The 13,538-nt window shown below is 66.6% G+C and carries 11 protein-coding genes; 5 read left to right on the top strand and 6 right to left on the bottom strand.

Going from position 1 to position 13,538, the window contains the following annotated elements:
- Nucleotides 1-242: 242 nt before the first annotated feature.
- On the top strand, nucleotides 243-1,289 hold the full coding sequence (locus CG51_RS11945) for a Dyp-type peroxidase (RefSeq protein WP_035745316.1): 1,047 nt from the start codon (nucleotides 243-245) through the stop codon (nucleotides 1,287-1,289).
- A gap of 1 nt (nucleotide 1,290) precedes the next feature.
- The gene (locus CG51_RS11940; protein WP_035745313.1) at nucleotides 1,291-2,091 is read left to right on the top strand and encodes a family 1 encapsulin nanocompartment shell protein; all 801 of its coding nucleotides are present in this window, start codon (nucleotides 1,291-1,293) and stop codon (nucleotides 2,089-2,091) included.
- A 158-nt stretch (nucleotides 2,092-2,249) separates the two neighbouring features.
- Here the strand turns inward: CG51_RS11940 and CG51_RS11935 are convergent, their stop codons facing one another.
- On the bottom strand, nucleotides 2,250-4,487 hold the full coding sequence (locus CG51_RS11935) for a heavy metal translocating P-type ATPase (protein ID WP_035745311.1): 2,238 nt from the start codon (nucleotides 4,485-4,487) through the stop codon (nucleotides 2,250-2,252).
- Between the two features lie 96 nt (nucleotides 4,488-4,583).
- Between CG51_RS11935 and CG51_RS11930 the strand changes: the two genes are divergently transcribed.
- Complete coding sequence (locus CG51_RS11930; RefSeq protein ID WP_035745310.1) at nucleotides 4,584-5,045, top strand: MerR family transcriptional regulator; 462 nt, start codon at nucleotides 4,584-4,586, stop codon at nucleotides 5,043-5,045.
- 21 nt (nucleotides 5,046-5,066) lie between these two features.
- Here the strand turns inward: CG51_RS11930 and CG51_RS11925 are convergent, their stop codons facing one another.
- Genes CG51_RS11925 through CG51_RS11905 form a run of 5 tightly spaced genes read right to left on the bottom strand, consistent with a single transcriptional unit; the run spans nucleotide 5,067 to nucleotide 11,532 of the window.
- The gene (locus CG51_RS11925; protein ID WP_035745308.1) at nucleotides 5,067-5,852 is read right to left on the bottom strand and encodes an oxepin-CoA hydrolase, alternative type; all 786 of its coding nucleotides are present in this window, start codon (nucleotides 5,850-5,852) and stop codon (nucleotides 5,067-5,069) included.
- Between the two features lie 2 nt (nucleotides 5,853-5,854).
- Nucleotides 5,855-7,009 (bottom strand): acyl-CoA dehydrogenase family protein, encoded by a 1,155-nt coding sequence (locus CG51_RS11920; RefSeq protein ID WP_035745307.1) that lies wholly within the window; start codon nucleotides 7,007-7,009, stop codon nucleotides 5,855-5,857.
- A 12-nt stretch (nucleotides 7,010-7,021) separates the two neighbouring features.
- Nucleotides 7,022-8,215 carry an acyl-CoA dehydrogenase family protein gene (locus tag CG51_RS11915; protein ID WP_035745305.1) on the bottom strand — a complete coding sequence of 398 codons (1,194 nt, stop codon included), beginning with the start codon at nucleotides 8,213-8,215 and terminating at the stop codon, nucleotides 7,022-7,024.
- A 2-nt stretch (nucleotides 8,216-8,217) separates the two neighbouring features.
- Nucleotides 8,218-9,402 carry an acetyl-CoA C-acyltransferase gene (locus tag CG51_RS11910; protein WP_035745303.1) on the bottom strand — a complete coding sequence of 395 codons (1,185 nt, stop codon included), beginning with the start codon at nucleotides 9,400-9,402 and terminating at the stop codon, nucleotides 8,218-8,220.
- Between the two features lie 21 nt (nucleotides 9,403-9,423).
- On the bottom strand, nucleotides 9,424-11,532 hold the full coding sequence (locus CG51_RS11905) for a 3-hydroxyacyl-CoA dehydrogenase NAD-binding domain-containing protein (protein ID WP_211254204.1): 2,109 nt from the start codon (nucleotides 11,530-11,532) through the stop codon (nucleotides 9,424-9,426).
- Nucleotides 11,533-11,718: 186 nt separating this feature from the next.
- Here CG51_RS11905 and CG51_RS11900 point away from each other — a divergent pair, with 186 nt between their 5' ends.
- Nucleotides 11,719-12,513: an IclR family transcriptional regulator gene (locus CG51_RS11900; RefSeq protein ID WP_035745301.1), complete on the top strand. Its 795-nt coding sequence runs from the start codon at nucleotides 11,719-11,721 to the stop codon at nucleotides 12,511-12,513.
- Between the two features lie 132 nt (nucleotides 12,514-12,645).
- Complete coding sequence (locus tag CG51_RS11895; RefSeq protein ID WP_198947741.1) at nucleotides 12,646-13,485, top strand: IclR family transcriptional regulator; 840 nt, start codon at nucleotides 12,646-12,648, stop codon at nucleotides 13,483-13,485.
- Nucleotides 13,486-13,538: the final 53 nt, after the last annotated feature.

The raw sequence follows: 13,538 nt of genomic DNA, 5'->3' as shown, positions 1-13,538 counted from the left end.
GCTGTCCTCATGGAACACCACGGCAGGCGCAATACCGCTCTGAAAGTTCCTGAACAGGCTCCGAACAACGCATGTCGCCTGAGTCCGCCCGCAGGGAGAGAGCCGCGTCCACGAACCCCTGCGCGATCTCTCCGGGCCTTCGTCCGCAGCAGTCAGATTCAACATGCTCCAGCGTTCGAAAAAGGTTTCGCCCGGCGGAGGAATGAGATTTTCTGGGAGAGATGCCAGCGAGGGAGAAGTCCATGCCGCCTGTTGCAAGCCAGCCCGTCGAAGGCGCTCTGACGCGGAGCGCGATCTTCCTGACGCTGGTTCTCAACCGGGATACACCGGCGCTGGAGGCGTTCCGGGGTATCTGCGCGGATCTCTCCTCACTCGTCAAAGCGGTGGGGTTCCGCAGCGCGGAGGCCGGGCTCACCTGCGTGATGGGCATTGGCGCGGACCTGTGGGACAGGCTTGAGATGGGCGCGCGGCCCGCCGGCCTCCACCCGTTCACGGAAATTGCGGGCGTGTATCGGGCGCCTGCCACGCCGGGGGATGTGCTTCTGCATATCCGCGCCTCGCGCCCCGACTACTGCTTCGAACTGGCCAGCCAGATCATGCGTCGCCTTTCGGCCTTCGCGACCGTCGCGGACGAGACGCAGGGGTTCAAGTATTTTGACAACCGGGATCTGCTCGGCTTTGTGGACGGCACGGAGAATCCGGTCGGCACCCCGTTGACGGAAGCCGTGCTGATCGGGGAGGAGGATGGCGATTTCACCGGTGGCAGCTATGTCATCGTGCAGAAATACCTTCACGATCTGCAGAAATGGGAAGCGATGACGGTTGAGAGCCAGGAGCGCGTGATTGGCCGCCAGAAGCTGTCCGACATCGAATTCCCCGATGAAAAGAAGGCGAGCTTCGCCCATAACGTTCTGACGAACATAGAGGACGACGCCGGAAACCAGCTTGAGATCCTGCGCGACAACATGCCCTTCGGCAGCGTGGCGCGGGGGGAGTTCGGCACCTATTTCATAGGATACGCCCGCGAGCCGGGGCGGATCGAGACCATGCTGCGGAACATGTTCGTGGGCAAGCCGCCCGGCAACTACGACCGCATACTGGATGTCAGCACAGCGGTCACGGGCGGGTTGTTCTTCGTGCCGACGGGCGATGTGCTGGACATGATCGGCGCGGGGGATACCATCACCGCACCGGCCACCGCATCCGCCACCGCACTGGCCGAGGTGACGCAACCGGCCGTGCGACGCGACGGCTCTCTGGGCCTTGGCAGCTTGAAGCAGGGGAACTGACATGGACAATCTTCACCGCGCGCTGGCCCCGATCAGCGACGCCGCCTGGGCACAGATCGAGGAGGAAGCCTCCCGCACGCTCAAACGCTACCTCGGGGCGCGGCGGGTGGTGGATGTCCACGGGCCGGAGGGGTTTGACCTGTCGGCGGTGGGCACCGGGCACCTGAAGGCCGCCTCCAGCATCGCCGAAGGCGTGACATGTCGCCAGCGGGAGGTGAACCCCCTTGTCGAACTGCGCGTACCCTTCAGCCTGACCCGTTCCGCGATCGACGACGTAGGCCGAGGCTCCAACGACAGCGACTGGCAGCCCCTGAAGGACGCCGCCCGCCAGATCGCGCTGGCAGAGGACCGGCTCGTGTTTCTCGGCTATCCCGAGGCCGGGATACGGGGCATCCTGCCGGAGAGCGACAACCCTGCCGTGCCGCTGCCCGCGAATGTCGCCGACTACCCCGAAGCCGTCGCCCGTGCGGTGACCGAGCTGCGGCTGGCGGGGGTGAACGGACCCTACGCCATGGTTCTGGGCACCGCCGCCTTCACAGAGGCCACGGGCGGGGCGGAGGACGGCTATCCCGTGCTCAACCACCTCCAGAAACTCGTCGATGTGCCGGTGGTGTGGAGCCAGGCGCTGGAGGGCTGTGCCGTGCTCACGACGCGGGGGGGCGACTTCGACCTCTGGCTCGGCCAGGACATCTCCATCGGCTACCTCTCCCATGACGCGGAACAGGTGACGCTTTACCTTCAGGAGAGCCTGACCTTCCAGATGCAGACCAGCGAGGCCGTCGTTGTCCTGCCAGGACGTTGAAAACGCATTCCGCGGCTGCCCCGGGGCGGGGATCTCCCCCACATTGCTGAGGCGCGCCCCGGAAACCGCAGGTTCTGGCCTGTGACCGGAGAGATCTTCCGGCTTTCGACGCAAGCCCCGGGGAGATGCCCGGCTTTTTCGGCAACCTGCTAAAGCCGTCACCGCTCCGGGTTGAAGCGCAGCAGCCGGAGCGCGTTGAGCGTGACCAGAACCGTTGCGCCCGTATCCGCAAGAATGGCGAGCCACAGTCCTGTGATGCCCAGGGTGGAGGTGACGAGGAACACCGCCTTCAACCCGAGCGCCAGTGCGATGTTCTGATGGATGTTCCGCATCGCCCCGCGGGCAAGGCGCACCATTGCCGCCACGTCCGCCACCCGGTCGCGCAGGATGGCGGCATCCGCGGTTTCCAGCGCCACATCCGTGCCCGACCCCATCGCCACGCCCACGCCCGCCTGCTTCAGGGCCGGGGCATCGTTGATACCGTCACCGATCATCATGACGCCCCCTGCCGCCTGCATCCCACGGATCGCGGCGAGCTTGTCCTCCGGCAGCATCTCCGCGCGGAAGTCCATGCCCAGCTCCCCCGCAATGGCGGCGGCGGTACGAGGATTGTCGCCGGTGAGCATCGTGGCATCTATCCCGAGCGCGCGGAGCTGTCGTATCCCCTCTGCCGCATCCGGGCGCGGTTCATCCCGGAGCGCGAGCAGGCCGAGCGGCTGGCCGCTGCGAAAGACCGCGACGACCGTCTTGCCTTCCGCCTCCAGCGCCGTGGCGTGGCCGGGGTCCGCCACTCCGGTCATCTCCGTCGCGTAACGGGGCGAGGAGACCCACGTCTCCACCCCGTCAACCCGCGCGACCGCCCCCTTGCCGGGGATCGCCCGCGCCTCGGTCGCAAGCCGCGGGACGAGGCCTGACGTGCCTGCACGAGCGAGGATCGCCTGCGCGAGCGGATGGTTGGAGCCGCTCTCAACAGCGGCCGCGACGGTCAGAAGGTCCTGCTCCGACACGCCTGGCGCGGGGACGACATCGGTCACCACCGGCGCGCCGCGCGTCAAGGTCCCGGTCTTATCGAATGCCGCATGGCGAAGGGTGGCGGCGGCTTCGATCACCGCGCCGCCCTTCATCAGCAACCCCCGCCGCGCCCCCGCCGACAGGGCGGAAGCGATGGAGGCGGGAACGGAAATGACCAGCGCGCAGGGGCACCCGATCAGCAGGATGGCAAGGCCGCGATAGACCCAGGTGCTCCAGTCCGCGCCCGTCAGCAGCGGGGGCAGCACCATGACCAGCGCCGCGATCCCCACGATCAGCGGCATGTACCAGCGGGAGAACCGGTCGATGAAACGTTCCGTCGGCGCGCGGGCCTCCTCCGCCTCCTCGACCAGCCGCACGATACGGGCGATGGTGTTGTCGCTGGCCGCCTGCGTCACGCGCAGGCGCAGCGCGGCCTCCACATTGATGGTGCCGGCGAAAACCTGCTCCCTGGGGCCCTTGGTCCGGGGCACGCTCTCGCCCGTGACGGGGCTTTCGTCGATCCCGCTCGTGCCTTCGACGATCTCGCCATCCGCGGGGATCCGGTCGCCCGGCCGGACAAGCACGATCTGCCCGATCGTGAGCGTCCCGGCCCCGACTTCGCGTAGGCCGGATGGCGTCTCAAGCAGCGCCACCTTCGGCACCAGAGCAGCGAGCGCGCGGATGCCGCTGCGCGCCCGATCCGCCGCCACGCCTTCCAGCACCTCGCCCACGGCAAAGAGAAAGACGACCACCGCCGCCTCCTCCACCGCACCGATGAACAGCGCGCCGAGCACGGCAATGGTCATGAGGCTTTCAATGGTGAAGGGCTGGCCCGTTCGCAGCGCGGCCAGCGCCCGTTTCGCCACGGGAGCGACTCCGATCAGGCAGGCAAGAAGAAATGCCGGGTAGCCCAGGCCCGGCCCGGCCAGCAGCTCCACGCTCCAGGCCACCGCCAGCAGAGCCGCGCTCAGCATTACCAGCCGGCCCTTCGCGGTGCGATACAAGCGTCTGTTCCGATGCAGAGCTTCCGGCGGACGGCTTGCGGCCAAGGGTGAAGGCGCATCGCCGTGGTGGTGTCCTTGATCGCCGCTGTGGGGGTGCACGTCCATGGGGGGCGCATCGGCGGGGAGGATGAAGGGTTTCTTCCGGGGCGCCGCCGCCTCTTCGGTTGCGATGCCGAACCCGAGCCGCCGGACGGTATCCTCGATTTTTGCCGGGTCCGTCGCGCCGGGGGCAAGATGCGCTGTCAGCCGCTCTGCCATCAGCGCCACGCGCACATCGCTCACCCCCGGCAACCGCTCCACCGCATGTGTGATCTTCGCCGCGCAGGACGCACAGTCCATGCCTGTGACGATCCATTCCCGGCGGTTCGCTCCATCGGCCATGCCGTGCTCCTTCGCTCGTCCGCGGGGCACATCTTGCCCCTTGCGATTCGAGGTCTTACTTCCTCCAGTAGCTAGAGGAGCAAGAGGGATCCGGGGATGCTCACCATTGGCGATCTATCAAGGGCGACGGGCGTCAAGGTGCCGACGATCCGCTATTATGAGCAGATCGGCCTGCTGCCCGAGCCGGAACGGAGCAGCGGCAATCGCAGACTCTATGATCAGCCGGCGCAGGACCGTCTGGCCTTCGTGCGTCATGCCCGCGAACTGGGCTTCTCTCTGGAGGCGATCCGGGAATTGCTCGACCTTTCCGACGACCCTGACCGCTCCTGCCGGGCCGCCGATGACATCGCCCGGCGCCAGCTGCGAGAGGTGAAGGCGCGCATTTCACGTCTGGATGCGCTGCGGGGGGAGCTGGAGCGGATGCTTAAGCAGTGCTCCTGCGGGACAATCGCCGATTGCCGGGTGATCGAAGTGCTGGGCAATCACGCGCTTTGCGCCGATGCACACGATGCAGGGGATCATGGCGCAGAGAGCCATGGTGCAGAGGGCCGGGCCTGACCGGCGCGGCCCCCGCAAGTATCAGTCGGTCGTCCCGAAGTGGGGGCTGCGCTTTTCAAGGAAAGCCTTGATCCCCTCACCCGCATCCGGCGCGACGGCGTTTCGGGCGAAGCCATCGCGTTCCCGGTCAAGCTGTTCGGAAAAGGTCAGCACCTGCCCGGAGGAGATCAGCCCCTTGATGGTGCCGATGGCCCCTCGCGGGCCGGAAGCCAGCCGCTCCGCCCGCGCCATCGCGGCTGCAAGCGCGCCGCCCTTGTCGGTCATCTCGTTGACCAGACCCAGGGCATGAAGACGCTCCGCCTCCACCGGGCCACCTTCCATCGCGATCTCGGAGAGCAGCTGACGCGGCAGCATCCGGGCCAGAGACGCCGTGGCCCCTCCGTCGGGGCTGAGGCCGACCTTCACATAGGCCAGCATGAACCGCGCATCCTGCGCCGCAACCATCATGTCGCAGGCGAGCGCGAGGGAGAATCCCGCCCCCGCGGCCCAGCCTTCGACAGCGGCGATGACCGGCACCGGAACCTCGCGGATCGCACGGATGAAATCGTGCAACTCCTCGATCCCGCCCCGGATCCCCGCCTCTCCCGAGGCGCGCCGCGCGCCGATCCCGGCGAGATTGCCGCCCGAACAGAAGCTCGGCCCCGCCCCCGTCAGAACCACCGCGCCGATGGACGCATCGCTCGCCGCCAGCGCCATGGCCTCTCGCCCGCCGCGATAGACCTCCGGTGTCAGCGCGTTCCGCGTCGCCGGGTCGTCGATGGTCAGCAGGAGCACGCGCCCCCGCCGCTCTTGGCGCAACTCCGCCATCGTCAGGCCGCCGCGATCAGGCCACCGGCATCCGTCACCCGCGCGAGGTGATAGGCCGTGTCGCCGAACTGCGTTTCGATGATGGCGAGCCGCTTGAAGTAATGCGCGCCCAGATATTCCATCGTCATGCCGATGCCGCCGTGAAGCTGCACCGCCGTCTGGCCGACGAAGCGGGCGGAGCGGTTGATCTGCACCTTCACCGCCGACAGCGCGGCCCGGCGTTCGGCGGCATCCTCCGCCTCCACCATCATCGCGGCATAATAGGCCATGGACCGAGCCTGCTCCACCATCAGCAGCATGTCCACCGCCTTGTGCTGCAGCACCTGAAAGGAGCCGATGGCGACGCCGAACTGATTGCGGGTCTTGAGGTAATCGACCGTAAGCCCGTGCAGCGCCTCCATCGCGCCGACCGCTTCGGCCGCCAGCGCGGAGATACCTGCCTCGCGTATCCGCTCCAGCACCGGATAGCCCTGCCCGACCTGGCCCAGAACGTCCTCCGCCGCGAGTTTCACGCCGGAGAAGTCCACATCGGCCAGCCGTCCGCCATCCTGCGAGGCATAGCCCCGCACCGTCACGCCCTCACGGTCAGCGGGGACGAGGAACAGCGTGATGCCGCTTTCGTCCCGCCGCTCGCCTGCGGTGCGCGCCGAGACGATGAAAAGCCCCGCCGTATCGCCGTTCAGCACAAGTTCCTTTCGCCCGGTCAGGACAAAGCCCGCGCCCTGCGCTTCCGCACGTGTCGCCACGTCGAACAGGTCGTAGCGCGCCTGCGGCTCCTGAAAGGCGAGCGACAGGCGGAGATTGCCCTCCGCCACCTCGGGGATCAGCGTCTCCTTCTGCCGGGCGTTCCCGGCCAGACGCAGCGCAGTGGCCCCCAGAACGCCCGTCGAGAGATAGGGCTCCAGCGCGAGGCTCCGGCCGACCGCTTCCATGGCGATCATGGTTTCCACCGGACCGCCGCCGAAGCCGCCGTCCTCTTCGGAGAACGGCATGCCCAGCAGGCCGAGTTCCGCGTAGCCCGCCCAGATCGCCGGGTCGAACCCGCCCGTATGCTTGCGGTTCTTTTCCCGATCCTCGAGGGAGCCGTAGCGCGCGGCAAGGAACCGGTCCACGCTATCCTTGAGTTGCGATTGCTCGCTGCTGAAATCGAAGTCCATCGCTCGCCCCCCTTAAAGCCCGAGAATCGCCTTGGCGATCACGTTGTGCTGGATCTCGTTCGATCCGCCGTAGATCGAGACCTTGCGGTTGTTGAAATAAAGCGCCGCCGCCCCGTCAGCCCAGTCGAAATCGGGCAGTTCGTTGCCCTCGCCCGCCCGCTCGGGTCCGACCGCAGCATAGGGGCCCGCAAGCTCCAGCAGCAGTTCGGTGGAAGCCTGCTGAAGCTCCGACCCCTTGATCTTAAGGATAGACGACGCCGGGTCTGGCTTGTCCGATCCCGACTTCATCTGATTGGCGATCACGCGCATGTTGGTGATCTCCAGCGCCTTCAGCTCGATCTCCACCTGCGACAGGCGGGCGCGGAAATCGCCGTCCTCCCACATGGTGCCGGTGCCGTTCGGCACCTCGCGGGCAAGCCGTTTGACACGCCCGATGCGCTCCTTGGTCATGCCGATGCGGGCGATGCCGGAGCGTTCATTGGCAAGCAGGAACTTGGCATAGTCCCAGCCCTTGTTCTCCTCGCCGACAAGGTTCTCCACCGGGACGCGCACGTCGTCGAAGAACACCTCGTTGACCTCGTGATGGCCCTCGATGGTGATGATCGGACGGACGGTGATGCCCGGCGTCTTCATGTCGATGAGCAGGAAGGAGATGCCCTGCTGCTTCTTCACCTCCGTGTTGGTCCGCACGAGGCAGAAGATCCAGTCGGCATACTGGCCGAGCGTCGTCCACGTCTTCTGACCGTTGACGACGTAATGGTCCCCGTCCCTGACCGCGCGCGTCTTGAGGCTGGCAAGGTCGGAACCCGCGCCCGGTTCGGAGAACCCCTGACACCACCAGATGTCGAGATTGGCCGTTGCGGGAAGGAAGCGCTTCTTCTGCTCCTCATTGCCGAAGGCGGCGATCACCGGGCCGACCATGTAGCAGTTGAACTGCAAAGGCAGCGGCACGGCGGCCTGCTGGAGTTCCTCGGTGAAGATGTAGCGCTGGATCGGCGACCACGGCTGACCGCCCCATTCCAGCGGCCAGTGCGCCACCGCCCAGCCCTTCTTGTTCAGAATGCGCTGAGAGGTGACGATATCCTCCCGCGTGAGCTTCCGTCCGGCGGAGACCTTTTCACGGATCTCCTCCGGGATTTCCTTGCGGAGAAATTCACGCACCTCGGCGCGGAACGCGTTTTCCTCAGGGGTGAAACGAAGATCCATGCTCAGCTCCCGATTTCGAAAAGACCGGCCGCTCCCATGCCGCCGGCGATACACATTGTGACGACCGCGAGCTTTGCCCCCCGGCGCTTGCCCTCGATCAGCGCGTGACCCGCAAGACGTGCGCCCGACATGCCGAAAGGATGGCCTATGGCGATGGCACCGCCGTTGACGTTCACCTTCTCCGGGTCCAGCCCCAGCGTGCGGATGCAGTAGAGCGATTGCGAGGCGAAAGCCTCGTTCAACTCCCACAGGTCGATGTCGTTCACGGTCAGACCGTGGCGTTCCAGCAGGCGGGGCACGGCAAAGACCGGGCCGATGCCCATTTCGTCCGGCTCACAGCCCGCCGTGGCATAACCCCGGAAGGTACCGAGCGGTTGCAGACCGCGAGCCTGCGCCTCCGTATCCGACATCAGGATCAGCGCCGAGGCGCCGTCGGAAAGCTGGCTCGCATTGCCGGCGGTGACGAATTCGTCCTCACCCCGAACGGGTTTCAGCTTTGCCAGCCCCTCATAGCTGGTATCGGGCCGATTGCCCTCATCCTTGGCGATCCGCCCCTTGCGGGTGGTGGTTTCGCCGGTGGCCTTGTCCGTCACCCGTAAAGTCACGTCCATGGGGACGATCTCGTCGTCGAACCGGCCTGCTTCCTGTGCGGCGGCGGTGCGGCGTTGGCTTTCCAGTGAAAAGCGGTCCTGCTCCTCCCGGCTGATCTGGTAGCGGCGGGCGACGTTGTCCGCCGTCTCGATCATGGAGATGTAGATGTCGGGCTTGTGCTCCATCAGCCAAGGGTTCTGCACCAGATCGCGCCGCGTCACCGGCTGCACGAGGCTGATGGATTCCACACCTCCCGCCACGGCGACCGGCGTGCCGTCCCGCGTGATCCGCGCGGCGGCCGCGGCCACCGCCTCCAGACCCGAGGCGCAGAACCGACTCACCGTCACACCGGAGGACTGGACGGGGATACCGGCCATGATCGCGGCATGGCGCGCGACGTTCCCGCCCGTCGCCGCTTCGGGATAGCCCGTGCCGAGCACGACTTCCTCGACCGCCTCCGGCTCCACCGCGGCTTTGCCAAGCGCGGCGCGGATGGCGTGGGAGGCCATGTCTGCCCCGTGCGTCAGGTTGAAACTCCCGCGATGCGCCTTGCCGACGGGTGTGCGCGCGGTGGAAACGATTACCGCTTCAGTCATGTATCTCTCCCCGAAAGGCGCTCAGGCGCCTTCCTTAAGCGATTGGAAACCCTTGCCCTCTTCAGCAAGGCGGCGGAGCAGCGGCGCGGGTTCCAGTTCCGGCGCGTCGAACCGCTTCGCCTGCGCCTCGAGCGAGGCCACGATCTTGTCGAGCCCGACGCCATCGGCCCAGAACATCGGGCCGCCCGTCCAGGAGGGCCAGCCGTAGCCGTTGATCCAGACAAGGTCGATGTCGGAGGGGCGGTAGGAAATCCCCTCCTCCAGAATGCGGGCGCCCTCGTTCACCATCGGGTAGAAGAGGCGCTCCACGATCTCCGCGCCGCTCAGCGACTCGGGAGAGACACCGCGCGCCTTCGCCTCGTCAGCGATGATCTGGGTCACTTCCGGATCAGGCACACCCTTCCGCGCACCTTCCGGATAAAGGTAGAAGCCGCGGCCCGTTTTCTGCCCGAACCGCCCCATCTCCGCCAGCCGGTCGCCGATCGGGGCAAAGCCGCCGAATGCCTTGCGCGTGCGCCAGCCGATGTCGATGCCCGCAAGGTCCAGCATGGCGAACTGTCCCATGCGGAAACCGAAGCCGGTGATCGCGTCATCGACCTCCGACGGGCTGACGCCGGACAGGAGCAGACGCTCCGCCGCGCGGGTCCGCTGGGCCAGCATCCGGTTGCCGATGAAGCCGAAGCAGACACCGGAGACCACGGGCAGCTTGCCGATCTTGCGCCCGATGGTCAGGCCGGTTTCCAGCACGTCCGGCGCGGTCCTGTCGCCGCGCACGACTTCCAGCAGCCGCATCACATTGGCGGGGGAGAAGAAGTGCAGCCCGATCACGTCCGCCTCGCGTCCCGGCGCGGCGGCAGCGATTTCGTTCACGTCGAGATAGGATGTATTGGTCGCGATCACCGCGCCCGGCTTGGCCACGCGGGCCAATTCCCCGAAGATCTCGCGCTTGACGCCCATATCCTCGAAAGCGGCCTCGATGATCATGTCGGCCTCACCGGCGGCGGAAAGGCCCACCTGCCCCTCGATCAGCGCCATGCGCTTCTGCAGGTCCGCCTCCGACAGCGAGCCGCGCTTGACGGAAGCCGCGTAGGTACCGCGGATCCGCTCCAGTCCCTTGGCGAGCAGCTCCTCCGATGTCTCGATCACGCGGACCGCAATACCCGCATTGGCAAAAGCCATAGAGATGCCGCCGCCCATCGTGCCCGCACCGATCACGGCGACCTTCTCCACCTTGCGGGGCTTCACGTCCTTGCCAATGCCCGGCACGCGAGCGGCGGCGCGCTCGGCGAAGAAGACGTGGCGCAACGCTTTCGACTGATCGGAAGCGACGAGGGTCTTGAACTCTTCCCGCTCCACGGCGAGGCCCTCGGCAAGCGGCTTGTCGAATGCGGCCTCCACCGAGCGGATCAGCGCGCCGGTATTCAGCAGGTCGCCGGACTTCTTTCGCGCCTCGGCCGCAGCCGCGTCGAAGGCCGCCCGAGCCTCCGGACTGCTCTCAACCCGGCGCTTGCCGGTGACAGGCCAATCGCCCTTTTCGGCGAAGGCCAGCGCGAGACGGCGCGCGGCGGGAAGCAGATCATCCGCCTCAACCACCTCGTCCAGCAGGCCGAGCGCCTTCGCCTTCGGCGCCTTCACCGGGTCGCCCTTCAGCATCATGGCGAAGGCATCGGCGGGCGCGAGGATGCGGGGCAGCCGTTGCGTGCCGCCCGCACCCGGAATGATGCCGAGCTTGATCTCCGGCAGACCGATCGCCGCAGCGGCGGAGCCCACGCGGCCGTGACAGGCCAACGTGAGCTCACATCCACCCCCGAGCGCCGCCCCATTGACAGCGGCGACGACGGGCTTGACGCTTTCCTCCACCCCGGAGAGCAAATCGGGCAGAGTGGGCGCGACCGGCGGTTTGCCGAATTCCGTGATATCCGCCCCGGCGCAGAAGATCCGGCCCGCGCCCGTGATCACCACGGCACGCACGTCCGGGTCGGCCTCCGCGCGGGCGAGACCGTCGAGGATACCCTGCCGCATCTTCGCCGAAAGCGCGTTCACCGGTGGAGACGTCATCGTGATCAGCGCGACACCCCCTTCGGTTGAATAGCTGGTGGCTTCGGCTGCGGGCATCGTCGAATCGTTCACGGCATTTCCTCCACGTTCCGCTGTGCAGAACAAAAATCTGCTTGTCGGAATTTCTGCCCTCAAAATCGGCCCATGTCAAACCCGAACTCGCCAGTTTATTGGGCGTACATTGTTCCACCTGACGGAATTGCGTTGACTCAACGTAGCGCTGCGGACAAATGGGAACTTCATCGCAAGGAGCAGCCAGTGGCAAGCCGATCCCAGAATTTTTCCACCGAGGAAGACGACAGGAGCTTCATCACTGCGCTGGCGCGCGGGCTGGATGTTCTGTCCAGCTTCAAGCGGGGAGAAGAGTTTCTGGGCAATACGGAGATTGCCGAACGCTGCGGGCTGCCCAAGTCCACTGTCTCGCGGTTGACGCATACGCTGACCCGCCGAGGCTATCTCACCTATTCGGAAGCGCATGGAAAATACCGGCACGGTCCCGCGCTTATGGGGCTTGCCTCCGTGGTGCTGGGCGGGCTGAACATCCGGGCACTGGCGCGGGAGCGCTTGCAGGATCTGGCCTATTTCGCCAACGCCTCGGCGGGATTGGGGGTGCGGGACAGGCTCTCCATGCGCTATGTCGAATGCTGCCACGGCAGGGCAACCATCCTTCTGAACGTGGAAATCGGCACCCGGATGTCACTCAGCCGCAGTGCCATGGGGCGGGCCTATCTCGCCGTCTGCGACAGCCGCGAACGGGATGACTTGATGGACGAGATTCGCGCCATCGACGAAAGCGCCTGGCCACGTTTGCGTGCGGGGATCGAGAAAGGCCTGCGGGATTACGAGCAATATGGCTGCGCCACCGCCTTTGGCGACTGGCAGGAAAAGGTGAGCGGCATCGCGGTAGGCTTTCATCCCGGTGGCGGGCTTCCGCCGATGGTGCTGAACTGCGGCGCGCCGACCGTGATGACCCCGCCGGACTTCCTGCTCTCCGAAGTGCGCCCGCGCCTGATCGATATCGCACGGAGCCTGACCGGCCGCGTCGGGGGCTGACAAACCACCTTCACACAGATTTCGCTGAGCGCAGCTTAGTTCTGCGATGCAGAATTAAGTCGTCCGACAAAACCGTTTCGCTCTGCGAAACTATGTTCCATTTTTCTTTGACATCGCCTCCGGCGCCATGCCATGCCCTCGCCTGAGGAGAAGGAGGACGGGATGATGCCGCGGGGGGCGGGACTCGAGCCTGAAGTGCGGCCCGGTGATCGGGACCGCATGTTCGTCACCGCGCTGGCCCGCGGTCTGGACGTTCTGCGCGCCTTTGGCGGCGCTGACCGGACGCTGGGCAATCAGGACATCGCGCGGAAGACGGGCCTGCCCAAGGCCACCGTTTGCCGCATGACCCATACCCTTACCGAGCTGGGCTACCTCCGCGCCGATGAGGCGACCGGCAAGTACCGGCTGGACATCGGCGTGCTGTCTCTGGGCTACAGCGCGCTTTCCTCGCTGGATTTCCGGGAGGTGGCGCGGCCCTTCATGCAGACGCTGGCGCTGGAGACGGACGCATCCGTTTCCATGGGCCGCAGGCACCGGGCCGCCATGGTCTATGTGGAAACCGCGCGTGGGCGCGGGCCGCTCAAGCTGAACCTGGAGGTCGGCTCGCGCATACCGCTCGGCACCACCTCCATGGGCAAGGCGTGGTTTGCCGTCGCACCGGAGGCGGACCGCACGGAGGCCATGGACCTGCTGAAGGCGCGCCACGGCGCGGACTGGCCCGCCGTGCGCAAGGAGATAGAGAACGGAATGCGCGACCACGCGACACTGGGCTTCACCCAGACGACCGGCGCCTGGCAAAGCACGATCCATTCCGTCGGACGCGCCATCCTGCTGTCTGGCGGGCGGGGCGTGCTGTCATTCAACTGCGGGGCGCCCGCGCTCGTCATGCCGGCGGACCGGCTGGCGGCGGATTTCGGCCCCCGCCTTGTCGAAACCGTCGGACGGATCGAGGCGAGCCTCGCCCGACGCTGATACCGGGCCAGCCGCCCGCTGGCCGACGTGATACCGGGCCAGTTCCGCTGGCC

The organism is Haematobacter missouriensis (genome assembly GCF_000740775.1).
Lineage (GTDB): Bacteria > Pseudomonadota > Alphaproteobacteria > Rhodobacterales > Rhodobacteraceae > Haematobacter > Haematobacter missouriensis.
Note: the sequence above shows the minus strand (reverse complement) of the source record. Positions and strands in the feature narration are given on the sequence as shown.

Bases quoted from the DNA above. Each gene is read 5' to 3' on its own strand.
- CG51_RS11945 (WP_035745316.1), top strand. From the start codon at position 243: ATGCCGCCTGTTGCAAGCCAGCCCGTCGAAGGCGCTCTGACGCGGAGC.
- CG51_RS11940 (WP_035745313.1), top strand. From the start codon at position 1,291: ATGGACAATCTTCACCGCGCGCTGGCCCCGATCAGCGACGCCGCCTGG.
- CG51_RS11935 (WP_035745311.1), bottom strand. From the start codon at position 4,487: ATGGCCGATGGAGCGAACCGCCGGGAATGGATCGTCACAGGCATGGAC.
- CG51_RS11930 (WP_035745310.1), top strand. From the start codon at position 4,584: ATGCTCACCATTGGCGATCTATCAAGGGCGACGGGCGTCAAGGTGCCG.
- CG51_RS11925 (WP_035745308.1), bottom strand. From the start codon at position 5,852: ATGGCGGAGTTGCGCCAAGAGCGGCGGGGGCGCGTGCTCCTGCTGACC.
- CG51_RS11920 (WP_035745307.1), bottom strand. From the start codon at position 7,009: ATGGACTTCGATTTCAGCAGCGAGCAATCGCAACTCAAGGATAGCGTG.
- CG51_RS11915 (WP_035745305.1), bottom strand. From the start codon at position 8,215: ATGGATCTTCGTTTCACCCCTGAGGAAAACGCGTTCCGCGCCGAGGTG.
- CG51_RS11910 (WP_035745303.1), bottom strand. From the start codon at position 9,402: ATGACTGAAGCGGTAATCGTTTCCACCGCGCGCACACCCGTCGGCAAG.
- CG51_RS11895 (WP_198947741.1), top strand. From the start codon at position 12,646: ATGCCCTCGCCTGAGGAGAAGGAGGACGGGATGATGCCGCGGGGGGCG.